At 54.6% G+C, this 24,180-nt stretch carries 19 protein-coding genes; 15 read left to right on the top strand and 4 right to left on the bottom strand.

Annotated features, from left to right (window positions below; genetic code table 11):
- The first annotated feature begins 86 nt into the window (after positions 1–86).
- The 4 genes from H8B13_RS01770 (at position 87) to H8B13_RS01755 (ending at position 4,871) form a co-directional block, all read left to right on the top strand.
- Positions 87–974, top strand: coding sequence for a membrane-binding protein (locus H8B13_RS01770; RefSeq protein WP_187309108.1), 888 nt, complete (start codon positions 87–89; stop codon positions 972–974).
- A gap of 112 nt (positions 975–1,086) precedes the next feature.
- Positions 1,087–1,986, top strand: a complete 900-nt coding sequence (locus tag H8B13_RS01765) for a PhzF family phenazine biosynthesis protein (protein WP_187309107.1) — start codon at positions 1,087–1,089, stop codon at positions 1,984–1,986.
- A gap of 132 nt (positions 1,987–2,118) precedes the next feature.
- Entirely contained in the window at positions 2,119–2,934 is an 816-nt protein-coding gene (gene mutM / locus H8B13_RS01760; protein WP_187309106.1) for a DNA-formamidopyrimidine glycosylase, read from the top strand.
- A gap of 347 nt (positions 2,935–3,281) precedes the next feature.
- A complete protein-coding gene (locus H8B13_RS01755; protein WP_187309105.1) occupies positions 3,282–4,871 on the top strand; it encodes a carboxylesterase/lipase family protein in 1,590 nt (529 codons plus the stop codon).
- A 163-nt stretch (positions 4,872–5,034) separates the two neighbouring features.
- Here H8B13_RS01755 and H8B13_RS01750 read toward each other — a convergent pair whose 3' ends face one another.
- Complete coding sequence (locus H8B13_RS01750; RefSeq protein WP_187309104.1) at positions 5,035–6,072, bottom strand: SDR family NAD(P)-dependent oxidoreductase; 1,038 nt, start codon at positions 6,070–6,072, stop codon at positions 5,035–5,037.
- A 217-nt stretch (positions 6,073–6,289) separates the two neighbouring features.
- Between H8B13_RS01750 and H8B13_RS01745 the strand changes: the two genes are divergently transcribed.
- On the top strand, positions 6,290–6,781 hold the full coding sequence (locus H8B13_RS01745; protein ID WP_187309103.1) for a hypothetical protein: 492 nt from the start codon (positions 6,290–6,292) through the stop codon (positions 6,779–6,781).
- Between the two features lie 214 nt (positions 6,782–6,995).
- Here H8B13_RS01745 and H8B13_RS01740 read toward each other — a convergent pair whose 3' ends face one another.
- The gene (locus tag H8B13_RS01740; RefSeq protein WP_187309102.1) at positions 6,996–7,670 is read right to left on the bottom strand and encodes a DUF6624 domain-containing protein; all 675 of its coding nucleotides are present in this window, start codon (positions 7,668–7,670) and stop codon (positions 6,996–6,998) included.
- Between the two features lie 87 nt (positions 7,671–7,757).
- The gene (locus tag H8B13_RS01735) at positions 7,758–8,528 is read right to left on the bottom strand and encodes a sulfite exporter TauE/SafE family protein (protein ID WP_187309101.1); all 771 of its coding nucleotides are present in this window, start codon (positions 8,526–8,528) and stop codon (positions 7,758–7,760) included.
- Positions 8,529–8,738: 210 nt separating this feature from the next.
- Between H8B13_RS01735 and H8B13_RS01730 the strand changes: the two genes are divergently transcribed.
- From H8B13_RS01730 to H8B13_RS01690, 9 genes are all read left to right on the top strand, one after another.
- Positions 8,739–10,328, top strand: a complete 1,590-nt coding sequence (locus H8B13_RS01730) for an MDR family MFS transporter (RefSeq protein WP_261990185.1) — start codon at positions 8,739–8,741, stop codon at positions 10,326–10,328.
- 92 nt (positions 10,329–10,420) lie between these two features.
- The gene (locus tag H8B13_RS01725) at positions 10,421–11,452 is read left to right on the top strand and encodes an LLM class flavin-dependent oxidoreductase (RefSeq protein ID WP_187309100.1); all 1,032 of its coding nucleotides are present in this window, start codon (positions 10,421–10,423) and stop codon (positions 11,450–11,452) included.
- A 292-nt stretch (positions 11,453–11,744) separates the two neighbouring features.
- Complete coding sequence (locus tag H8B13_RS01720) at positions 11,745–12,893, top strand: DUF4856 domain-containing protein (protein WP_187309099.1); 1,149 nt, start codon at positions 11,745–11,747, stop codon at positions 12,891–12,893.
- Positions 12,894–12,979: 86 nt separating this feature from the next.
- Positions 12,980–14,101 (top strand): imelysin family protein, encoded by a 1,122-nt coding sequence (locus H8B13_RS01715; RefSeq protein WP_187309098.1) that lies wholly within the window; start codon positions 12,980–12,982, stop codon positions 14,099–14,101.
- Complete coding sequence (locus H8B13_RS01710; RefSeq protein ID WP_187309097.1) at positions 14,101–15,468, top strand: HTTM domain-containing protein; 1,368 nt, start codon at positions 14,101–14,103, stop codon at positions 15,466–15,468. Before H8B13_RS01715 ends, H8B13_RS01710 begins: the two co-directional genes overlap by 1 nt.
- A 22-nt stretch (positions 15,469–15,490) precedes the next feature.
- Positions 15,491–17,893 (top strand): TonB-dependent receptor, encoded by a 2,403-nt coding sequence (locus H8B13_RS01705; RefSeq protein ID WP_261990184.1) that lies wholly within the window; start codon positions 15,491–15,493, stop codon positions 17,891–17,893.
- 76 nt (positions 17,894–17,969) lie between these two features.
- Positions 17,970–19,187: a PepSY-associated TM helix domain-containing protein gene (locus tag H8B13_RS01700; protein ID WP_187309095.1), complete on the top strand. Its 1,218-nt coding sequence runs from the start codon at positions 17,970–17,972 to the stop codon at positions 19,185–19,187.
- A 128-nt stretch (positions 19,188–19,315) separates the two neighbouring features.
- Positions 19,316–19,771, top strand: coding sequence for an ankyrin repeat domain-containing protein (locus H8B13_RS01695; RefSeq protein ID WP_187309094.1), 456 nt, complete (start codon positions 19,316–19,318; stop codon positions 19,769–19,771).
- Positions 19,772–20,093: 322 nt separating this feature from the next.
- Positions 20,094–20,567 (top strand): lipocalin family protein, encoded by a 474-nt coding sequence (locus H8B13_RS01690; protein ID WP_187309093.1) that lies wholly within the window; start codon positions 20,094–20,096, stop codon positions 20,565–20,567.
- 153 nt (positions 20,568–20,720) lie between these two features.
- Here H8B13_RS01690 and dnaB read toward each other — a convergent pair whose 3' ends face one another.
- On the bottom strand, positions 20,721–22,253 hold the full coding sequence (dnaB, locus tag H8B13_RS01685) for a replicative DNA helicase (RefSeq protein WP_261990229.1): 1,533 nt from the start codon (positions 22,251–22,253) through the stop codon (positions 20,721–20,723).
- 420 nt (positions 22,254–22,673) lie between these two features.
- On the opposite strand from dnaB, the gene murC reads away from it, so the two are divergent.
- On the top strand, positions 22,674–24,065 hold the full coding sequence (gene murC, locus H8B13_RS01680; protein ID WP_187309092.1) for a UDP-N-acetylmuramate--L-alanine ligase: 1,392 nt from the start codon (positions 22,674–22,676) through the stop codon (positions 24,063–24,065).
- Positions 24,066–24,180: the final 115 nt, after the last annotated feature.

The following is a 24,180-nucleotide window of genomic DNA, read 5'->3' as shown; positions in this document are numbered from 1 at the left end:
ATTTCGAACCGCTGACAAGCTGACTGCTTTGTGCCTCTGGCCGGAAAGTTGCCTTTGTAAAGCGTCAACTTTATCAAACTTTGTCTATGAAAACCAACCGCATCTTCCGCCGTTTTGCAGGCCTGTTGCTTGCTGGGGGGCTTTTTTTATCAGGTAACGCAGCTTCCGCCCAATCAAATAATGGCGGCCAGCGCGACGTGCTGCGCGAAATCACGGATGTGGTCGGATTGAAGCCCCGCTTCGAGTTACGCTCCACTTCAGAAGTGCAGAATGCGGCGGCCGTTGTCTACAACGGGCAGCGCTACCTGCTGTACAATCCGCAGTTTGTTGGCGCCGTGAATCAGGCGGGCCGCACCGACTGGGCTGGCATCAGCATTTTGGCCCACGAGATGGGCCACCACCTCAACGGCCACACCCTGCGCGCCGGCGGCAGCAACCCCACCGATGAGCTGGAGGCCGACGAGTTTTCGGGATTCGTGCTGCGCAAAATGGGCGCTAGCTTAGCCCAGGCCCAGGCGGCAATGGCCGTCATTGCCGATGATCAGGCTTCGGCTACGCACCCTGGCCGCCCTACTCGCCTCAAAGCCATTGGCGAGGGCTGGCAGCGTGCCAACGGACAGATTGTAGCCAGCAGAAATGCTTCCGCTCCTTCCGCTGCTCCGGCCGTTTTAACCCAGCGCACCCCACCTTCTACCCCGGTACATACAGCTAGCAATACGGTCAGCGTGATTGGCAAAATCACCTTCCGCGATAACCCTGACGAGCACTACTATCTCACTGATCGTCTGAGTATAGTGCGTTTGGGCCGCAACAGCCGCTCGGCTGAAGTAGTCGGCCGCCTCACCCGCTCCAGCAGCCGCACATTTCCTTATGTGCTTACCGATGGGCAGCAGCGCCGCTTATATGTAAGTGCAAATGGCGGCGTATATGACACCGATGGCGAGCAGGTAGGCCGCCTTTCAGACCCTTCGTAAGTATTGGTTGAGTTTTTGTCTAAAGCTAATTTCTCCCCCGAGGAATTAGCTTTTTTTTATATCTAACTCTCCGTACTCTTCCTACCTTAGAGGTTCCGTTCTTGCCGCGCCTATGCCCGTTTCCTACCCCTTTTTGCTTGTCGATGCTTTTACCCAAACAGCGCTAAGCGGAAATCCGTGTGCGGTGGTATTTGATGCAGATGAACTTTCTGCTGAAACCATGCAGAAGGTAGCCCGCGAGTTCAACCAATCAGAAACAGTGTTTGTGCGCCAGTCGGTTACAGCCGATTTTGGGCTGCGCTATTTTACTCCGGCTGAAGAGTTACCGCTGGCAGGCCACCCTACCATTGCCGCTGTCACGGCTCTTATTTATGCGGGTCGTCTGCCATTGGCTGGCATCCATACCACCTTGCAAATGGAGTTGCAGGAAGGCCCAATTCAGATTGACGTACTGGCGCCTGGGGGGCAAAAACCGACGCACGTCGTCATGACTCAGCGCCGCCCGGTGTTTGGTGCCGTGCACGAGCCAGAAATAGTAATGCCTTTCTTTGGGCTGACCCCCAATGACCTTTACCCCAGCGCGCTTATCCAAACGGTGAGTACCGGCACACCGCAGCTCATGGTGCTGCTCCGCAACCACGACGCCCTGCGCCGCGCCACTCCTCCAGAGCCAGTTGCATTCCGTAAGTACCGCGCCTCCAGCGACTTCTTCAGTCCCCATTTGTTCTGTCTGGGGGGCGCTACGAAGGCTGGCCACACTTTCGCCCGCCACTTCGGCGTGCCCCCCGATACCATCGAAGATCCCGTTACGGGCTCGGCAACGGGCGGCATGGCAGCTTACCTTTGGCATTATCGCTACCTCGACACGCTCAATTTTGTGGCCGAGCAGGGGCATTGGCTCGACCGGCCCGGCACTGTGCAAGTGAGTGTCAGGGGCTCGCATGAGTCCATTGAGATGGTGCAGATTGGTGGCACCGCCGTCGTGGTCGCCGTAGGTACTATGCGAATTTAGGGCACGCGCCTCGCTGGTCTTTGCAGTTCGGAACTTCGGAGAGAAAAGCTGGTTAACAAGAAGTTGATTTTTCTAAAAAATGCTCCCCAAAGGTCATTTTTCGATTCTTATCCTTCCTAAGCCGCTACCTCAGTGCCCGAACTACCCGAAGTAGAAACCTACCGTCGCTTTCTCGACGATATTATTCTCCACCAACCGATTACCGCCTTCGAAGTACGCGACGCGCACGTGCTGGGCACCGACGAAGACACGCTCCGCCAAGGCGTAGTCGGCCGGCAGGTAACGGCCACCCGCCGCATCGGAAAAAACTGCTTTCTAGAGCTGAACGACGGTGCTGTGCTGGCCCTCCACTTCGGCATGACCGGCGACATAGGCGCCTACCGCGACGACCACGATGCGCCTCGCTTCACCCGCGTAGCCCTGCACTTGGCCGACGGCCTGCGCGTGGCTTTCATCGACCCTCGTAAGTTCGGGCGCATCCGTCTGGCCGATAGTGTGGAAGCATACCAGAAAGCCAAGAAGCTCGGCCCCGATGCCCTCGACGTCAGCGCCGATTATCTTAAGCGAGCACTGGGGGGCAAAAAAACCATCCTTAAGCCCCTCCTGCTCGATCAGCGTATCACGGCAGGCTTAGGTAACTGGATTGTGGATGAGGTGTTATTCCAAGCTAAACTTCATCCTGAGCGGATTGCCAACTCCCTGACCGACAATGAGTTTAAAGCACTGAGTATGGCTATCCAATTAGTACTGCAAACGGCCATTCAGCATGAAGCTACTTATCGCCACTTTCCAGCATCCTTCCTTATCCACGCCCGCGAATGGGACGACTCTGCTACGCCCGGCTCGGAGCAGCATAAGTTTTGTCCGCGCCACCCCAAAGTCCTGATTGACAAGAGCTACGTGGGCGGGCGAGCAACGTATGTGTGTCCGCGCTGCCAGGTACTGTAATCGAAAAAGTCTCCCAGAAGTAGTTCTGGGGGCTTTTTGGGCTATGTATTTTCTATTCTTCACAAGCAATACTTCCATTTCCAGCTTCGTATTCGTCTTTCCCAGTTATTCATTTTTAGTGCCCGGCTGTGATGTCGTAAGGTATACGTACCGAAGCTCGCCCATTAAATCATTGTTACCCGTAACTTCCCCACCTGCGTCATATTGGGCTGCGATAGGAGCCGGGGATATTTGACGGCACTTCTACCAACTATCAACCTTATGGTCAACAAATTATTTTTTGGCTTGCTGCTAGCTGCGCTAGTTTGACCTTCGTCGTGTATTAAGCTTCTCACTCCCAATTACCTATGAAAACAATACTGCTACTTTTGCTCCTTATTATGCCAGGTTTGCCCGTAGCTTTTGGCCAGGCAAAAAAGCCCCCCACAGCCACTATGTCCAATCGCGTGCAGACAGCCAATGGTTTGCTGGAAGGTGGCACGGCGGCCAGCGGTATTCACGAATTCAAGGGCGTGCCGTTTGCTGCGCCACCCGTCGGGGACTTGCGGTGGCGGGAGCCTCAGCCGGTCAAAAACTGGACAGGAACGCGCCAAGCCAAAAAATTTGGACCCCAGGCCATGCAATTGCCCATTTACAGCGACATGAACTTTCGCTCCGATGGTGTGAGTGAAGATTGTCTGTACCTGAATGTGTGGACGCCGGCTAAATCAGCGAATGAGAAGCTGCCGGTGCTGGTGTATTTCTATGGCGGCGGCTTCATTGCCGGCGATGGTTCAGAGCCCCGCTACGATGGCGAAAGCATGGCTAAGCGCGGTATTGTGGCCGTGACCGTGAATTATCGGCTGGGCGTCTTTGGCTTCCTGGCCCATCCGGATCTATCCAAAGAATCACCGCAAAAGGCATCTGGCAACTATGGTTTTCTGGATCAAAGTGCTGCCTTACGCTGGGTACAGCAGAATATTGCGGCCTTTGGTGGCGACCCTAAAAAGGTGACCATTGCCGGAGAGTCGGCGGGCTCTATGTCGGTGAGCGCGCAGATGGCGTCGCCGTTATCTAAAGACCTGTTTGCCAGAGCTATTGGCGAAAGTGGCTCCATGCTGAATACCAGTTTTGGGCCGTTGCCTTTAGCCGAAGCGGAAAAAAACGGGGCAGCCTTTGCTACCAGTGTTGGAGCTACTTCGTTGGCGGCCTTGCGGGCGCTACCGGCCCAACAGCTTCTTGAAGCAGCCAGCAAGCCCGGTGTACCGCGCTTCGCTCCTACCATCGATGGCTACTTTTTCACGCAGTCGCCCACTGCTACGTTTATCGCCGGCCAGCAAGCGCGCGTGCCGCTGCTGGTGGGGTGGAATTCGCAGGAAATGAGTGCTCCATTTCTGCTCGGAAATGAACCCGCTACGCCCGAAAACTTTCGGAGTGCGGTGCAAAAACTCTACGGTGCACGCGCCGACGAGGTACTAAGGCTTTACCCAGCGACTACTCAGCAAGAGGCGGAGCAATCGGCCACTGACCTAGCCGGTGACCGGTTTATTGCCTATAGCACCTGGAAATGGAGCGATATGCACAGCCAAACTGGTGGTCAGCCCGTGTATCGCTACCTTTATGAGCGCCCACGCCCTGCCATGAACCCGGCCATGGGCAACGAGCCCGCCGCTAAAGGAGCTTCACACTCAGCAGAAATTGAATATGCTCTCGGCAACCTAGCCACCAACAAAGTGTACGCCTGGACACCGGATGACTACAAAGTATCGGAAACGATGCAGAGCTACTTTGCCAATTTCATCAAAACGGGCAATCCGAATGGTGTTGGATTACCTACGTGGCCTGCTGCTAAAACAGGCGGTAACGCGCAGATTTTACGCATTGACGTTACAACGCGAGCCGAGCCCGAGCAGAACCGCACCCGGTATCTGCTTCTTGATCAGACTTTCGCTAAGTGATATAGCTGGTAAAACGTAGAGTGACAGTAGGATGTAGCGACGCGTATTCGCGTCTGGTCGTTGCTGACGGTGTTTAGGTCAACGGGTACAGTTGCGACTGTTCAATGATTAAGGCGCGAATACGCGTCGCTACATCCTAATACTGATAGAAGAAAGTCAGTTCTTACTTATCACTAGTCAGCTCATTATTCTCCTTTTCAGCTTTGCGCGTGAGCGTCGTTACCCAGGAGCGGCTAACCGCCGACTCACTTTCGTAACCGTGGCGGCGTTCGTCGCCCAATTCTCCGTTTTCCCCCGGCAGCGCGCGATTTACTAAGCTCAAGAGGTCGGTGGTAGTGCCAGGAATAAGGCCGTGCAAACCCGCGAGCAGCTTGGCAGGCGTACCAACTATTACTTCAGCATCGCCGCGGCGGCAGGCATTCCAGATGCGGCGAGCCGCGGCTTCAGCATCCAGCGTCAGCACTGGCAGAGAGTCAGCCACCACAAAGGTGGCGTACTCTTCCTTGTGCCTGCCTTTCACGATGGCATGACGGGCGCTGCCCGTGCGCAGCAAGTTGGGGCAGATAGTAGTGACCAGAATGCCATGCTGCTTGAGCTCAATTCGAAAGCTTTCCGAGAGCCCAACCAACGCAAACTTGCTGGCGCAGTACGGAGCCAAGTGCGGAATCGGCACTTTGCCCCCCACCGATGCTATATTAACAATGCGCCCCTCACCTCGCCGCCGCATGGCCGGCAATACGGCCTGCATGGCGTGCAGCGGCGCCCAAAAGTGCGTATCCATCGAATCCTGATACTCGCGCAGCTCCATGTGGTCGAGGGGGCCAGCGGTGATAATGCCGGCGTTGTTGATGAGCACATCGATGAAGCCTAACTGCTCCTGCACTTCAGCTATGAGGGAGCGAACGGCCTCCGGATCGGTGAGGTCGCGCTGCAGGGCTACTACTTCGGTGCCCCCGGCGGCCAGTTCCTGACGCGCGCGCTCCAGCTCTTCGGCGTCGCGGGCGCAGATTGCTACTTTGGCTCCTTCGGCTACGGCCTGACGGGCCAGCACCAAACCCAGCCCCCGCGAGCCACCCGTAATCAGGACCACGCGACCGGTCAAATCGTAGGAGCCGCGGCGGTTAGACCACAGCGCCGCAGCAGCTACCACGGCGCCCATGCCAGCCAAAGCCAGCCACTTAGGTTGATTTTTCTGCTTCATGCTTTCTAGTATGGAATGGCGAAGGAAAGGTTACGCTGGCCGGGGGGCTTTTTTTTTGCCTTGACAGGGCATGAATAGGCGCTTACCTGCGTTACAAGCCCATTACTCCTTTCTGGCACCATATTTACGTGCTGAAAAGCTTGTTTCCAGGTCCCATTTTCTGACACATCTTTGCACCGGGCGCCCGTTTTTTGGCCACCGAATTATTTATTCTGACATGAAGACTCCCCTTTTTGCTGCTTTCCTTCTCCTGATTCTGGTTCCCAGCTTTACGCAGGCTCAAACCGCAGCTAAACCCAAATCAGCAACTACGGCAGCTGCAAAGCCCAAAGCGGCAACGCCAGCCAAACCAAGCGCAGCGGCCCCCGCACCTGCTGCCGACAAAGTAGAAGCCCGTGCCAAAGCCCTCACCGATAATATGCGTCAGGCATTAGGCCTCACGCCGCCGCAAGTCGTAAAAGTGAATCAGATAAACCTGACCAGCGTGCGCAACGTGGAAACCGCCCGCCTACGCTACCGCACCGATTTGCGCAAGCTAAATGGCATCGTGGAAGACATCGGCCAATCGCGGCTGGCCGCGTTGAAAGACGTGTTGTCGCCGGAGCAGTTTAATCGCTATCAGCGCAAGCGGGAAGAAAAAATGGGTGTACCGAACTCGAGTGCCGCCCAAGGTAATCCGGTACCCGGCCTGCCCAGCAACCAAGACTAAGCACTTTCTCGCAAGCATAAAAAAGCCCCCCACTAATCTATCTGGGGGCTTTTTTATTCATCTTACATTAGGCGGTCATGCTGAGCGTAGTCGAAGCATCTCTCCCGCTTCGTTGCACTAGCATTGATTACTAACCAGTAGAGATGCTTCGACTACGCTCAGCATGACCGCCTTTTTGATAGGGTTACTTTTGCCTGAATACATGAGAAGCAGCCTATTTCATTCCCGGCTTGAAAACCAGCGTTCCGGGCACGAGCTGGGGCAGCAGAGGCTCTAGTTGCACGGTTTCGCGGCGCTCATCGACCTGCGAAAGGTCCTCAATGGGCAACAGATAGCTTTCCTCCCGGCCATTGGCTAACACCCGGATATCATATTGAGTCCCATAGCGTTGGGGCTTCCCCTCATACCCAAGCATCCGATCCAGATACGTAGCATAATCAGCTCCCGGAAGCTCACCACGTTCGTAAGAAGTCTGGATTTTATGTCGGTAGCTAAGCTGAACTTGTTTCGGCGCATGTTGTACTAAAAGATAGGCGTACACGATAGCTTCGGCTCCTACCTGGCTTTTATGGGGCCAGCCATAGCGTTTTTCCAAGACCAAAAACTGGCGCAGGCGCAGGGAATCCTTATGCCCCATGTGGCGGCGGGCAGCAGCGAATTGGGCTGATCCTAGACCGTATTGGCGGAGCACAGCTATAAATTCCTGCCTGTCTTGTTGATCTGCTGTACCTAATTGCGTGAGACGCAACCGATAAGTGCGAGAAGCGGCTGAATCAGCTGCACCAGAGCTACCAATTTGCGATTGTAATGGATCGGAAGCAGTGGAAGGATTATTACAGCCAACCAACATTAATGCTCCTAGGATCAGCGGATAGAATCGAGGAGTCATATACGTCTTTGCCAGAACGAGGCGAGATAATGCTGGTCTCAGTGGATTAGTGCTTGTCATCTTTAGCGGACAAATGCATTCTATGCATTAAGCTGTATGGCCAAACGTATCGTACGCCAGCTTCAGAATGATGCCGCAGACGACCACCAGAAACAACACGCGCACGAAGCCAGTACCTTGCTTTAAAGCCATGCGCGCCCCTAGGGTCGAGCCCAGCATATTGCAGGCGGCCATGGGCAGGGCAATGTGATAAAGAATCTGGTCGGTGAAGGCAAAGTAAAGCAGACTGGTGAGGTTGGTGGCCACGTTCACCAGTTTGGCCGAAGCCGAAGCAGTGAGGAAGTCGTAGCCAAACAGCCCCACGAAGGCAAACAGCAGCAAACTGCCCGTACCGGGGCCAAAAAAACCGTCGTAGAAACCCAGAATCGCACCTACCAGCACGCCGTAGAGCGTTTCGCGGCTGGGCGTGAGACGCGGGGCGTGAATTGCGCCAAAATCTTTGCGCCAGAAAGTATAGGCGGCAATCACGACCAATAAGCCCAGCACCAGCGGCCGCAGCAGCTCGCTGGGCAGCAGACTTACCACCCGCGCTCCGGCAAACGAAAACACGCCGGCCGTAATTGCCGCCGCCCCTACGCTGCGCCACTGCATAGGCACCCGCCCCGCATAGCGCCACAGAGCCGTAGCCGTGCCCGCCAACGACGACACTTTGCCCGTTCCAAGTATAACTGGCACAGGCACCCCTTTGAGCAGCAGCAACATAGCCGGCAACTGAATCAGGCCGCCGCCGCCCACCATCGAATCCACGAAACCAGCCAGAAAGGCAAAAAAACACAGCAAGGCCAGGGTGAGGGTCATCAAGGGTCAATTTTGAATAATGCCGGCGAAGGTAGTTTGCTCGTTTGGGTGTTCCTTATTTATCTGAAACATTTGTCGGCCCCGGGCGCTCTACTCTATGCACGATGCTGGCCTGGCTGAACTAGCGTTCCCAGTTTGATCAGGCGGCGCTTGCCGCGTAAATCCAACTAAGCGTCTGATACCGCGTAACTCAGTCCGACCTGTTTGAATATGACTGACTCGCTTACCCAACGCACCAAGCTGATGACTTTGGCTGGTGTGCTGCTGGCCCTTTTCCTGGGCTCCCTCGACCAAACCATTGTGGCCACTGCCCTGCCACGCATCGTGGGCGACCTGCACGGCCTCGATCGTTTTACGTGGGTTGCCACCGCCTATTTGGTGGCCAGCACGGCGCTGGTGCCCATTTATGGCAAGCTGGCCGATATGTACTCGCGGCGCACCATCGAGGTCACGGCTGTTCTGGTGTTCTTGTTTGGTTCGGCATTGTGCGGGCTAGCGGGCGAATTTGGCACCTTGCCCCTGCTCGGCGATGGCATGAGCCAGCTGATCATCTTCCGGGCCATTCAGGGCCTTGGCGGAGCAGGGCTGTTTGCCATGGCCTTCATTATCATTGCCGACTTGTTTCCTCCCGCCGAACGCGGTAAGTACCAGGGATTTGTGGGGGCTACGTTTGGGCTTTCGTCGGTGCTGGGACCCTTTCTGGGGGGACTGTTAACCGACCACGGCGACGGACTACTGCCAGGTGTAGAGGGCTGGCGTTTAGTTTTTTATGTAAACATTCCGCTAGGTGGCCTAGCCTTGTGGTTTATTCTGTCCCGGATGCCAGCCCTACGCCCCCGCGGCGAGCAGCAACCGCTCGACTATCTGGCCGCCATACTGCTGATGCTGGGACTGGGGCCGTTGGTCATTGCGTTGCAACTAAATAAAGCCATGTATGGCTGGACTTCGCCTACTACGCTGTGCCTTTTTGCTTTGGCCCTGGCGGCACTTACGCTGTTTGTGGTTCGCTCCCGCCGCGCCACCAACCCCATTCTCGACTTCTCGCTGTTCGACAATAAGGTGTTTCGTACGGCCAATCTGGCGCTTTTTCTCCTCGGGGGGGCTTTTTTGAGCATCATTATTTTCGAGCCCCTATTTATGGTGAATGTGCTGGGCACCACCGCTACGCAGGCTGGGGTCAGCCTTATTCCGCTCTCGTTGGGAGTGGTAACGGGCTCCATGCTGGCGGGCCAAATGGTGTCGCGCTTCGGCCACTACAAGCGCTGGATGCTGGGCGGCGGCGTAGTGCTGATGATCGGGCTAAGCCTGCTGGCCACCATGTCTGCCGACGTAACCTACTATCAGGTATTGCTTTACGTGGTACTCTGCGGTCTGGGCCTTGGGCCGAGCATGCCGCTTTATACGCTGGCGGTACAGAACGCCATCGAGCCTCGTTTGCTGGGCCAAGCAACATCAGCCAGCCAGTTTTTCCGGCAGATTGGCGGCGCTATTGCAGCGGCTGGTCTTGGCGCGGTACTTACCTTCAATTTAGCGCAGTCATTACCTGCTACTATTACCACACCGGCCGCATCCACAGAGGCGAGCGTTACGGAAGGTCCTAGTTTGCCCCCCGGCTTGGCTCAGGTTGCCGGCAATTCTACACCGGCTGTTCGCGCGGCATTTACGCACGCTATTTCCCGTATCTACCTCTGTACCTTGTTATTGGTGATGGCGGGTTGGGTAGCGACGTTGTTTATCCCGGAGTTGCCGCTGCGCGAGAGCAACGCTATCAGCCAACCCGTAGCCGTAGCGGCCGAGTAGCCGCGCATCTAGCTAACAAAACGGTGTAGACTGAACATGATGAGCCGCCACGGGGTTATAGCGTCTATCCCAAGGCTACACAAACTCGCATCATGACCAATACACTTCGCCTCAGCGTCCTCGACCAGTCTCCCGTTCGGCAGGGCGGCACGGCACGCCAGGCGCTTGAAGAAACGATACAACTCGCTCGCCTCACCGATCAACTGGGCTACACCCGCTTTTGGGTGTCGGAGCATCATAATACCGGTACGTTGGCTGGCTCTGCTCCCGAGGTCCTTTTAGGACGCTTGGGGGCTGAAACTCAGCACATCCGGCTAGGTTCCGGTGGGGTTATGCTGCCCCATTACAGCGCTCTGAAGGTGGCCGAAAATTTTCGCCTACTTGAAACGCTTTACCCCGGCCGAATTGACTTAGGCATCGGCCGCGCGCCCGGCACCGACCGCCTAACAGCGCATGTACTCAACCCCCAAAATACCTTTCGCGATGAGGATTTTGTAGACCAACTCATGGATCTGCGGGGTTTCCTGCGCGATGAGGTAATACCTAACACCGTCCACGAAAAAGTAAAGGCCGCGCCCTTCGCTACCACTATGCCGGAACTGTGGCTGCTCAGCTCCAGCGGACAAAGCGGGCTGTTTGCGGCGCATTTGGGAGCGTCGTTTTCGTTTGCTCATTTCATCAATCCTGTGGGCGGGCCTGACATGGTTCGGCTGTACAAGGAGCGTTTCCGGCCGTCGGATGAGTTGGCCGCGCCGCGTGCTACGGTGGCCCTTTTCGTGCTTTGCGCCGATACGGAAGCGAAAGCCCAAGAACTCGCCGAAACCCTGGCTCTGCAAATGCTGAAGCTCGAAACCGGCGACCGAACCTCCATCGGTTCTTATGATTCCGTGCGCGACTACCCGCTTACGCCCGAGCTGCGGGCTCGCCTTACTTATCATCGGCAGCGCATGGTGAGCGGCACGCCCGAGCAGGTACACGCGCAGCTTACTGCTCTGGCCACCTCTTATGGAGTAGAAGAAATTACAGCCGTCACCATCACCTACGACTTCGCTGACAGGCTCCGTTCCTATGAATTGCTGGCCGAGGTTTTTGAGCTGGCACCAGTGACCCTGCAAGTCCTCTAAAAGGCAGAACTTAAACCAACCTCTGGAGGCATTTTGGTGCATATTCTGCAAGCATCTGGTTGACTGGAGGCCTTTCACTGCGCCTATACCTAAATCAGTAGTTAGCCTTTCTACTTGAATTAAACGGAAGAGACGAGCTTACAATCAGGCTATAGGCTTACTTCTATGCCTGCTTTGAAAACCCGCACTTAGTCTGTTTAGAAATTTTCTAAAAAAGATTACTCTATTTATAAGCATTCCAGATAAGCCCATTATATTTGCAATATCAAACTCTAACCTTCCTTCTATCTACATGTCGTTTAAATACGCTGCTGCAGTGGTCGCCTTGGCTTTTGGCTTTACTGCTTGTGACAAAAATGAAGACGAGACGGCGCCAGCCTTGCGGACAAACATTAATGCCGCTACGCTAACGTCCAGTTCTAAATACACTGAGTCATTCAAGGACGCCAGCGGCCAATCGACCGTTGACCTAGGCACGGCGTCTGTACGCTTGGATATGTTCTCAGAACTGAACACATATATGGCCAAGGTGGCCGTAGCCGCGCCGGCTTCCCCCTCCACCCTGGATGCAACTACCCTTCGCAATTATTACAGTAATACGGGCGCTCCATTTTCCGTACCTGCCTTAAACACATCGGGCGTGCAGTTGCGTACCGCTACGGCTGCTTCTTTCCCCGCTACCAATGCCGAGGCCTCCCGCACTTATATTGATAACAATCTGGCTGCTTTAGCAGTGGCAAGTCAGTCGGTAAATAATACGGCCACACCCGGCAACGCCGGTCGTTTGGGCCGCTATTTGGTTGATGGCAAAGGCATTGAGGTAAACCAAGTGATTCAGAAGGCGCTAATCGGAGCCCTATTACTTGACCAGATCAACAATGTGCTGCTGACCGACCAGGCTTTGAACGCCAACAATAGCAAGACCATTGAGGGCAAACCCTATACAGAGCTGGAGCACAACTGGGACATGGCCTACGGCTATATGACGGCTAATGCCATTATGACCACCGACATCAACCTCACGCCACGGGAGCGTTTCCTGGCTGGCTACCTGAACGAGAAGAACGGACCGGCCGCGCCTAACGTGTATATGGCTTTCCTGAAAGGTCGCGCCGCTATTGTTAATAACGACAAGGCCACCCTGAAAGCTCAGGCCGACATCATCCGCACGGAGTTAGAGAAAACCATTGCTTTATCGGCCGTTTCTTATCTGACCAACTGGAAAGGCTTCCCCGATCTACCCTCCAAAGCCCACGCCTTGGGCGAAGGACTCGGCTTTATCTACTCCCTGCGCTTCTGCACCAAGTTTGGCGCCGACGCTGCCTTTTCTGATGGCCTGCTCAACGGCTTGCTCTCCGGCAGCCAAGGGGCTTGGAGCTTGACCAATGCCCAGGCCGATGTCGCTATCAATGCCATCAAGTCGAAGTTTAGTATTCAATAGTATTACGTCCGCGCGCTAGCGGACTACACCACCGCCCTGCGCAGCAAGCTGCGTAGGGCGGTGGTGTAGCAATAGAAACCGACCCGATGAAAAAGACGCTCATTTCCGCCCTCTCGCTCCTGCTTATGGCCTGTGTGATGCTCAGCTGCCAGAAAGACCCCAGCAGCGGCACCCCTGAGCCTACCCCTAGTTCCACGCCCGACCGCAAAGCCCTGCTCACGCAGTGGGCCGACAGCTTAATAAAGCCTGGCTACCAGCGCTTCAACGACAAGTTGATGGCACTGAAAACCAAGACCACCGCCTTTACGGCCGCCCCCACTACGGCCAGTCTGCTGGAGGCGCGCCAGGCTTGGCAGCAGGCTTACGTGGAGTGGCAGAAAGTGGAAATGTTTGAGTTTGGACCCGCCGAAACCGCGAGCCTGCGGAATCACCTCAACATCTACCCTACGGATGCCACCGGCATCCGCCAGAACATCAGCTCTGGCACATACAACTTTGACTTAGCCACGACCATTCCCCAGCAAGGCTTCCCAGCCCTGGATTATCTGCTTAACGGCCTAGCCGCCGATGACGCGGCCATCGTGCAGCAGTATGCCTCGTCGGCCAATCATCGTCGCTACCTCATGGATGTAGTCGGCAAAATGGATGAGAAGTTTGGCAAGGTGTACGCCGAGTGGAATGGCTCTTACCGTACCACCTTCATCAACAGCGTCGGCACAGACGCCAGCAGTTCCCTATCCCGGGTGATCAATGCCTACTCCTTGTATTTCGAGCGCTACCTGCGAGCGGGCAAAGTGGGTATTCCGGCCGGCATCATGACGGGTAATCCCGTGCCCGACAAGATTGAAGCGTACTATTTCCGCGGGACCTTGCCTGTGCAGCTAGCCACGACGGCCCACACGGCGGTGCAGCTGTTTTTCAACGGTCGCACCGCCACGCAGCCTTCCCTGAAAGCTTACCTCAATGCCCTGGGGGCCAAAGACAGCCGCACCAACCAGACTCTGAGCGACATTATTAACGCTCAGCTTGGGGTGTCGTATCAGAAGCTTACTTCCCTGAGCCCCGACCTGTATTCCGCTATCCGCACCCGCAATGCCGACGCGGTGGCCTCGTATAATGAGATGCAGAAGGCCGTGCGCATGATCAAAGTAGACATGACCTCGGCGCTGGGTATCACCGTCACTTACGTCGACAACGACGGCGACTAATGCTGGGCCGTCACCTGCAGCGCTACTTGCATTCGTATACCTCAGCGGCTCCGCTGGCTACGTTCCGGTTGGCTTTTGGCCTGCTGGTAGTGGCCAGCGTAGTTCGTTTCTGGAGTAAGGGCTGGATTGCGGAGCTGTATCTGAAACCCAAGTTTTTCTTTTCTTACTACGGCTTTGAGTGGATAAAGCCTCTGGGGCCGCTCACGTATGGGTTGTTTGCGGTGTGTGGCCTGTGTGCCTTGCTCGTAGCCGTGGGGTGGTGGTACCGCTCAGCGGCCATTGGCCTGTTTCTGAGCTTTACTTATATAGAGCTCATGGACAAAAGCACCTACTTGAACCACTACTATTTTGTGAGTCTGGTAGCGCTGCTGCTCATTGTGCTGCCCACGGGCTGCTACTTTTCCCTGGATGCTCACCGTAACCCCAGCCGCTGGCACGACCAGGTGCCCCGTTGGACCGTGGATGCCCTGCGCCTGCTATTGGGCATCGTGTATTTCTACGCTGGTTTGGCCAAGCTGAACTCGGATTGGCTGCTTGAGGCTATGCCGCTGCGCATCTGGCTGCCCGCCAAAAACGATCTACCCCTAGTCGGCTTTCTGTTCAACTATCCTTGGGTGGCCTATGCCTTCAGCTGGTTTGGTGCTTTCTACGACCTAACGGTGCCGTTTTTTCTGCTTAACCGCTTCACCCGCCCCTACGCCTACGCGGCCGTGGTTGTATTTCATGTGCTTACGGCCGTGCTTTTTCCTATCGGTATGTTCCCGTACGTGATGATTGTGGCCGCGCTGATTTTTTTCCCAGCGGCCGAGCATGAGCGGGCTTTGCAGTTCCTGCGCCGCGTGCTGCGCTTATCCGTTTTTGCCCCCCGCGCCACCGCGCCGCTAGTCTACCGGCTAGCGGTTCGTCAGTTGCTTCTTATGGGGCTGGGGGGCTTTTTTGTGGTGCAGCTGCTCTTACCGTTTCGCTATCTGCTTTATCCCAATGAGCTATTCTGGACCGAGGAAGGCTACCGTTTTTCGTGGCGGGTAATGCTGATGGAAAAAATGGGGCAAGTGCAGTTTAAGGTCGTGGACGGTGCCACGGGGCGGGCTCGCTTAGTGAATAATTACGAACACCTTAGCGTGTTGCAGGAAAAGATGCTGTCTACCCAGCCTGACATGATGGTGCAATTCGCCCACTACCTGCGCGACTATTACGCTCGTCAGGGCGTACATCGTCCGCAGGTGTACGCTGATGCCTACGTGAGCCTGAATGGGCGCCTGGGCAAATCTTATATCGACCCCACCGTAGACTTGGCCCGCGAAACCGACACTTGGCGGCCCAAGAACTGGATTTTACCTTTTGAAGATGCGATTAGCGGTTTATAGTTTTTGGCTGCTTGTGGTTAGCATGCTGTTCCAGCACCCCACTATAGCCCAGCGCCTCACGCTCAATGGCCTGGTGCGAGAAGCCAGTACGGGACAGCCCGTGGCTGGCTGCGAAGTGTACCTGAAAGGCTCCCGCCAGATTGTCCGCACAGACAGCGCTGGTTTGTTCGTGGTGCCCAACTTGGGGCCGGGCCGCCAGCAGTTGCAGTTTTCTTCCATTAGCCATGAGCCGCTCAGAGTAGAGGTAAGTCTGACGGAAAACCTGGGCCTTCAGGAGTTTACGTTGGCGCGCCGCGAGCGGACGCTGAAAGAGGTAGTGATATCTGCCCCCCAGAGTCGGTTTGGACAAACCCGCCTGCGGGAGGTAGAAGGAACTGCCATTTTCGCGGCCAAAAAGTCGGAAGTCATCATTCCCGATAACCTGGTAGCTAACCTGGCTACCAACAACGCCCGACAGGTGTACGCGCGCGTGGCGGGCCTCAACATCTGGGAAAATGACCAGGGCGGCCTTCAGCTCAGCATCGGGGGCCGCGGCCTCGACCCCAACCGCACGGCCAACTTCAACGTGCGCCAGAACAGCTACGACATCTCGGCCGATGCCCTGGGCTACCCCGAAAGCTATTACACTCCGCCCATCGAGGCCATCAAGCGCATTCAGCTGGTGCGCGGGGCAGCGTCTTTGCAATACGGCACCCAGTTTGGAGGCCTGATCAACTTCGAACTGCGTGCCCCCGAAACCGACAAGACGGTGGCCGTCACCTCGCGGCAAACCGTCGGTTCTTACGGCTTTTTCAACTCCTTTAATAGCGTGAGCGGCACGGTAAAGAAGCTCAGCTACTACACTTTCGCCCAGTACAAGCGCGGCGATGGCTGGCGACCCAACTCTCATTTCGACAGCAAAACCGCCTACGCTGACCTGCGCTACCAATTCACTGAAAACCTCAAAGTGGGCGCCCAGGTGACTCACATGGACTACCTAGCCCAGCAGCCCGGCGGCCTGAGCGACCAACAGTTTGCCCGTGACCCGCGCCAGTCGAACCGGGAGCGTAACTGGTTTGAGGTGAACTGGAACCTATTCAACGTCTCGACCGACTGGAAGCTAAATCCGCGTGCTAACCTCAACCTGACCACCTTCGGGCTGCTGGCTACCAGAAAGTCTCTGGGTTTCCGGCCCAACCGCGTCGACACCAATGATGACGACGAGCTAGGCCGCGACCTGATTACCGGCGACTTCCGCAACGTTGGTCTTGAAGCTCGCTACCTCAACCGCTACACTCTGGGGGGCAAAAATGGCGTGCTCCTGCTGGGCACACGCTACTACCGGGGCTATAATCATAGCATTCAGGGCTTCGGCCCCGCTGGCCGAGGCGCCGATTTTCGCTTCGTGGAGCCCGACGCGCTTTCCACTTCCAGCTACTCCGACTACCGCTTCCCCAACCACAACGTCGCCTTCTTCGCCGAAAACATTCTGTATCTCAACGACCAGATTTCGATTACGCCAGGCTTGCGCTACGAGTATATCCGCACCCGCGCCAACGGCTTTTATGGCGTAGTAGACCGGGATTTGGCCGGCAACATTACCGAAGTAACGCGCCAGGATGAGCAGCGCACCAGCCCGCGCGGCTTCCTGCTGGGCGGCATTGGGGTGAGCTTCAAGCCCCAGGAAGAGCGTGAGTTTTACGCCAACATCTCGCAGAACTACCGCTCCATCACCTTCAGCGACATGCGCATCGCCAACCCCTCGGCCATCATCGACCCCAACCTTCAGGACGAGCGCGGCTTCTCGGCCGACGCGGGCCTGCGCGGAGAGCAAGGCCAGTGGCTCACCTACGACGTGAGCCTGTTTGCCCTGAACTACGGCAACCGCATTGGCGAAGTGCAGACCTACGACGAGAACGACCGGGTGCTGCGTCGCCGCGGCAACATTGGCCGCGCCCTGATTCTGGGCGTTGAGTCCTATGCCGAGGCCGACGTGTTGCGCCTGTGGCAGCCCCAGGCCGGTCAGTGGTCGTGGTCGACGTTTGGCAACGTAGCCCTGATTCACGGCCGCTACACGGCCAGCGAAATAGCTGGCGTAAAGGGCAACCAGGTAGAGTTTGTGCCCAACCTAAACCTAAAAGCCGGCACGCGAGCGGGCTACGGCCCCCTAAAAGCATCCTTTCAGTACACTTACCTTTCCGACCAGTTCACGGATGCCACCAATGCCACGGACGGTGGCGTTTCGGCCGTGGTCGGCCGCATTCCGGCCTATCATGTCATGGATGCCTCCGTGTCGTGGGAGCATCGTTGGCTCAAACTGGAGGGCAGCGTGAACAATCTGACCAATAACATTTACTTTACCCGCCGCGCCACTGGCTACCCCGGCCCCGGCATTCTGCCCTCCGACGGCCGCAGCTACTTCCTCACCGTGGGAGTAAAGTGGTAAATTATTGTTGCGCAGTTGATTAGATTTTAATTAAAGAGCGACAGGCCTCCCCTTAAACAAATTTAAGGCTACCATTATGAAAATCTTCTTCCGCACAATTCACTTATACTTGAGTCTTGCATCCGGCTTGGTTATAGCGGTGCTCTGCTTTACAGGGGCGGTTCTGGTTTTTGAGAAGGAACTGGAGCAGGCTTGGCACCCAGAGCGCTACTTTGTTGAGGCACCTACTACCCAGACTCGTCTTTCGCTTCAGCAAATAACCCAGGCAGTGCAAGTCTCAGTGCCTCAGGCCAAAGTAACGGGCATGAAGGTATATACTGACCCTTTGCGTACGGTAGAAGTGAGCTTAGCTGGCGATAAAGCCGGTGAGAAAAGCCCCCCAGTGGCGCAAGCAGGCCCGGCTGCTAACACTAAAGGGGCAAAAGCAGGCGAAAAACCAAAAGGTGGCGGTGAAGGCGGAGGTGGCCCCAAATACTTTGTCAATCCATACTCCGGGCAGGTTGTGGGCCCTTACGTTTACCGCGACACATTCTTCTACACCATGTTTGCCCTGCACCGGGGCATGGTGGCCGGTGCGGTAGGCAAGTTCGTTGTAGGTGTGAGCACCTTATTTTTCTTGTTTATCATCGGTACTGGCTTGGTGCTATGGTGGCCTGCAACGGGGAAGGTACTACGTCAGCGCCTCTCCGTAAAGTGGGATGCCAGCTGGAAGCGCCTCAACCATGATTTGCACATTGTGCTCGGGTTTTATAGCGCGCTGTTTCTATTCGTATTCGCTTTTACGGGCTTGGCTTGGTCATTTGAGTGGTTTAATAAAGGCATATTCACGCTCACCAATTCAGAGATGAAAGGCCCCGAGCCACCGAAATCAGTAGTTGCTTCAACCGATTTGCGCCTCACTTATGATGCGGCCTATGCAATAGCGCGTCAGCAGGTGCCTACGGCCCAAAACTTCAACATCCAACTTCCCAAAGACTCTGCCGAGTCGGTGCGCATAGCTATGTTACCGGCAAATGCCCCCCACGAATCAGCCAATGATGAACTATACCTAGATCAGTATACCGGTCAGGTTTTGGGCAAGCTCAACTTTCAGGATCGTAATTTAGGACAACGGGTACGACGCTCCTTTAAGCCAGTGCACACGGGGGCCATTTTTGGGATGCCTTCCAAAATTATTGCCTTAATAGTATGCGTGTTGGGCTTTACATTCCCGATTACCGGCGTTATTCTTTGGCTGAACCGGTTGAAAAAAGCGAAAAAGAAGAAGCAAAAACATCTAGCCGCAGCCAGCTAAGAATCTTCAATTTAAAGAGGGCTCCTTTGTGGCTTCTACCATTTTAATTTGGTAAAAGAGGATGTTGATAGAAAGAACGTGATATTGTACTTTTACGCAATATCACGTTCACTTTACCACCCTTTTGTATGAAAAAGATTGCCCTCTTTTGCTTGTTATTTATGAGCTTGGCTTATGTCTCAGCAGCTCAGGATAAAAGTAAGGAATTATATACGGCGGTTTTAAAAAGCAACACCACCGCTGTCGAAACCCTGTTAAAAACAGGAGCTGACCCCAATCACGTTATCGAAATCGTTCCTGGTTTTCCTACTAGTTATCTGATTGCAGCGGCTACAAATAATAATGTGGCTATCGTAAAATCACTGCTTCAGTATAAAGCAAAAATCAACTGGCGTGATGCTTTTCAAGCAACTGCGCTTCACTATGCGGCCGGAAAAGGCAGCAAGGAGCTCATAGAGCTACTATTAGCTAGTGGTGCCGACTTGCAGGCTAAGGATGAAGACGGAAACACAGCCCTTACCAGTGCTAAGGCTGCCAATAATAAAGAGGTAGTCACGCTGCTTGAGGCAAAGACTAAATCATAATATTGTTATATAGTACATATAAGCCTGTTAAGGCCCCCTATAGATGAGGCTTTAGCAGGCTTTCTTATTTGTCAGCATTCTTAGCTTAAATATATATTAACAAAATACAATTGACATAATTTTATAGGTACGTTTTAGGACGCTTTTGATGGTGTATACAAAAGCGGTATCTATATTTGCAGCCAGGATATATGAGTAATTACACTTCTTCAAGGTAATTCAACTGCTCTTCACTCTTCTAATGCTTTTGCGCATCCCCTTAAATTCATAGCTATACGGTCTATTTCTACGCGTTCATTTCTATTCACCATTCTCTCTTTTCATGACCAAAGTACGTCTGCTTACGGCCCTTTCGTTGGGCACCATGCTGTTTGCCTCTTGCGAAAAGCAGCTAGAAGAATCTCCATCTCCCCGCGCTACATCCCAGTCTTCGACGGATGCTTCTTTGGCCGGTGATTGGCAGCTAGTAGCCTACAAAGGCATCGTGCCAACCCCAAACAACGTCAGAACCACCAATATATTCATGATGCTAGACGAGTGCAGCAAGGATAACAAGCTGCATTTCGAGGCAACGGGTGAATTGACGGAGTTGGAAGGCGCTAATGTTTGCGATAAAGATTCTAAAACGCCAGCTAAGCCGGGTACTTGGGCTCTCAGCACCGACAAGAAAGCACTAACGCTCAATTTGGGTGAGGCCAAAGAATACCAGATTACTTCGCTGTCTGCTTCTTCGCTTAAGTTGCGTAGCGTAGCCAAAGCTGGTGAGCCATATACCGAACTAGAATACACGCGCTAACCAGCCTGCATACTTCATAAATAAGCGGCTGCTCCTGATCAGGGGCAGCCGCTTATATGTAACAAACTGCCTAAGCTAAAAAGCGGAGTGCTCAATCTTTAGTCCACTGTGGACTAAAGATTGAGCACTCCGCTTTTTAGCTTAGGCAGTTTGTTAAAACGGCGGGTCGTCATTCCCAAAATTACTTTTGGGGAAAGGTACCGGGCTGGCACCATCATTAATTTTACTTCCCAATCGTATAGTATTAGGCGCAAAGCTGCTAGGGTCCTCGTCGAAGGTGCTGGCGGGGAACGCGCCAGGATTGAAGCCTCCTGCATCGCCACCAAAGCCTACACCATCCAAGTCGGCAAACTTAGTGAAGCGGCCGATAAACTTGAGCTGTACGGTTTCGAGGGAGCCATTCCGGTGCTTAGCAATAATTACTTCGCCAGTACCTTGGGTAGGATTACCCATTTCATCTTCCGTAATCTTGTAGTATTCAGGTCGATAAAGAAAAATAACCATATCTGCGTCCTGCTCGATGGAGCCGGATTCACGAAGGTCACTAAGCTGCGGCTTCTTGTCGCCGCCACGGGTTTCTACCGAGCGAGAAAGCTGCGATAGGGCAATGACTGGGATATTCAGCTCCTTGGCAATGCCCTTCAATGCCCGCGAGATACTGGCAATTTCCTGCTCACGGTTTCCGGCTCCTTTGCCCCCATCGGTGTTACCGCTCATCAACTGCAGATAGTCGATGATGATAAGCTGAATATCGTGGTGGGCCTTAAGACGGCGGCATTTGGTACGCAGTTCCCGGATGCTCAGCGCGGGGGTGTCATCAATAAAGATGGGCGCGCTTGACAGGGATGAGATCTTATGGTTGAGCTGTGCCCACTCGTAGTCTGCTAGGTTGCCTTTCTTGATTTTCTCAGAATCCAGCTCCGCCTCCGCCGAAATCAGACGATTGACGAGCTGAAGTGACGACATTTCCAGCGAAAAAATGGCCACTGGCTTCTTAAAATCTACGGCGGCATTGCGCATGGCGGAAACTACGAATGCCGTTTTACCCATACCGGGTCGGGCCGCAATAATCACCAAGTCAGAGGGTTGCCAACCACTGGTTACGCGGTCGAGGGCCGAGAAGCCGCTGGGCACGCCAGTGAGGCCATCTTTCTGATTTTTCTTCTCCTCCAGCTCTTTGATAGCCTTGCCCATAAGGCTGCGCATATCATCGAAGTTCTTGCGGATGTTGGACTCCGAAACCTCAAACAGCGCCTGTTCCGTCTGGTCGAGCAGGTTGAATACGTCGGTAGTGTCTTCGAAAGCATCGCGATGAATGGTGGAGGCGATATTAATCAGCTCCCGCTTGATAGCATTCTCAGTGATGATACGCGCGTGGTACTCAATGTTTGCGGCCGAGTTAACCTTGAAGGTGAGGTTAGCCACGTAATGATGGCCGCCAGCTGGCTCCAGCTCGCCCATCTCCCGCAGCTCATGGACAACGGTGAGAATGTCGATTGGTTCCGACTTATCAAACAGGTTCAGGATGGCCTTGAAGATTCGCTGGTGCTTATCGTCGTAAAAGCTCAGGGGCTTCAGGATGTCGATAACCGTAGTCAGCGCGTCTTTTTCAAGCATGAGCGCGCCGAGCACCGCGGCCTCTAACTCACGGGCCTGGGGGGGCAATTTGCCCGCCGGGCCGGTCATGGATAAAGCAGCAGGACGGCCATTCAGGGCAGCGATACCCCGAGAGGCCTGCAACTTTACGCGCTCATTCATCTGGTCGTTCATCACTGGGTGTTGTACAAGGTAGTCAGCTTTGGAAGGTTTTGGTTCGCGACTCTTAGGATTTATTGTCGCTTACCTTCTCGCTGCCGACTGTTTTTTATGCTCAAAAGGGGTGCAAATCTAGGGGCAGATTTCCATAATTAGCAGACGGAAAAATGCTTTCTTTTCGCTAACTGATCTTGATAAAAATTATGTGATTTGCCCTTACAACAGCTGAGGTGTTCTTTCCTCCCAAAACCAACCGAAGTGCTGGGCCGCCAGAGCATCAACTTCTGGTTGGGGCTAGTACCTTTGCCGTCCGGCTTTTCGCCGCTTTATTTTTGCTTCATTATTCCAAAAATGCCCCCCACGCCCGCCGCGCTCCACCGTCTTCACCTGATTGCCATTGGGGGAAGCATTATGCATAATCTAGCCCTGGCGCTGCTCCGCCGCGGCGCCCAGGTAACAGGCTCCGACGACGAGATTTTTGAACCTGCCCACGGTCGCTTGGCTGCTGCCGGAATTTTGCCCCCCAGCGAGGGTTGGTTTCCAGAAAAGATAACTGACGACCTTGACGCCGTGATTGTAGGCATGCACGCGCGGGCCGACAACCCCGAGCTGTTGCGCGCTCAAGAGTTAGGACTACGCATCTATTCTTTCCCTGAATTTATCTACGAGGCTTCCCGCGACAAGCAGCGGGTAGTTATCGGCGGCAGTCATGGCAAAACCAGCATCACGTCGCTTATTCTGCATGTGCTGCGCCACCATGGCCGCAAGTTCGACTACGCCGTAGGTGCCCAGCTAGAAGGGTTTGACCTGATGGTGCAGTTAACAGAAGATGCGCCTATCATCATCATTGAAGGCGACGAATACCTCTCGTCGCCCATTGATCGGCGCCCAAAGTTTCACTTGTACCATCATCATATCGGGGTGATTTCGGGTATTAGCTGGGACCATATCAACGTGTTTCCGACGGAGGAAGACTACCGCGAGCAGTTCCGCATTTTTGCCGAGATGACGCCCAAAGCCGGCGTGCTCATATATGACCGCGACGACGAGCAGGTGCAGCTGGTAAGCGTGCCCACTGACCCGGACGTGAAGTATATCGGCTACGGACCGCACGAGCATGTGGTGCGCGACGGCAAGACCTTCCTGCTGACCAAGAAAGACGACGAGATTCCGATTCAGATCTTTGGCGACCATAACCTGCGCAACATCTCGGCCGCGAAAGAGGTCTGCAAGCAATTGGGCATTAAGGGCAAGGACTTCTTTGAGGCGCTGGCTACCTTCAAAGGAGCCGCGCGCCGTCTAGAACTGGTGCGTGCCGGCCACGATTCGGTCGTGTATAAAGACTTCGCTCATGCACCCTCTAAGCTCAAGGCCACAGCGGCAGCCCTAAAAAAGCAGTTTCCTAAGCGCCGCTTGGTGGCTTGCCTGGAGCTACACACATTTAGCAGTCTCAATCCGGCCTTTTTGCCACAATACGCCCACACTTTCGATGCACCCGATGTGGCCATCGTATACTTTAATCCGCAGGTACTGGCTCACAAACGCCTACCCGACTTACTTCCTGAGAAAGTAGCAGACGCCTTCCAACGTTCTGACTTGCGTGTGTTTACCGACAGCAGAGCCTTGGCTGCATTTCTGCACGAGCAGAACTGGACCGATGCCAACTTGCTCATGATGTCTTCGGGCACGTTTGATGGACTGGATTTAGCCAAGCTAGCCGAAGCGGTGACCAAGGAGTCTTAATCCAGTAGTTACAGACCATAAGAAAGGGCCGCTATACAGCGGCCCTTTCTTATTTGTCGTTGGTTGGTTTCTTCTCCGGGCGCTTATCCGTGGTCAGCAGCAAAGCCAACGCGGT

It is taken from the genome of Hymenobacter sp. BT188, assembly GCF_014333585.1.
Taxonomy (GTDB): Bacteria; Bacteroidota; Bacteroidia; order Cytophagales; family Hymenobacteraceae; genus Hymenobacter.
Note: the sequence above shows the minus strand (reverse complement) of the source record. Positions and strands in the feature narration are given on the sequence as shown.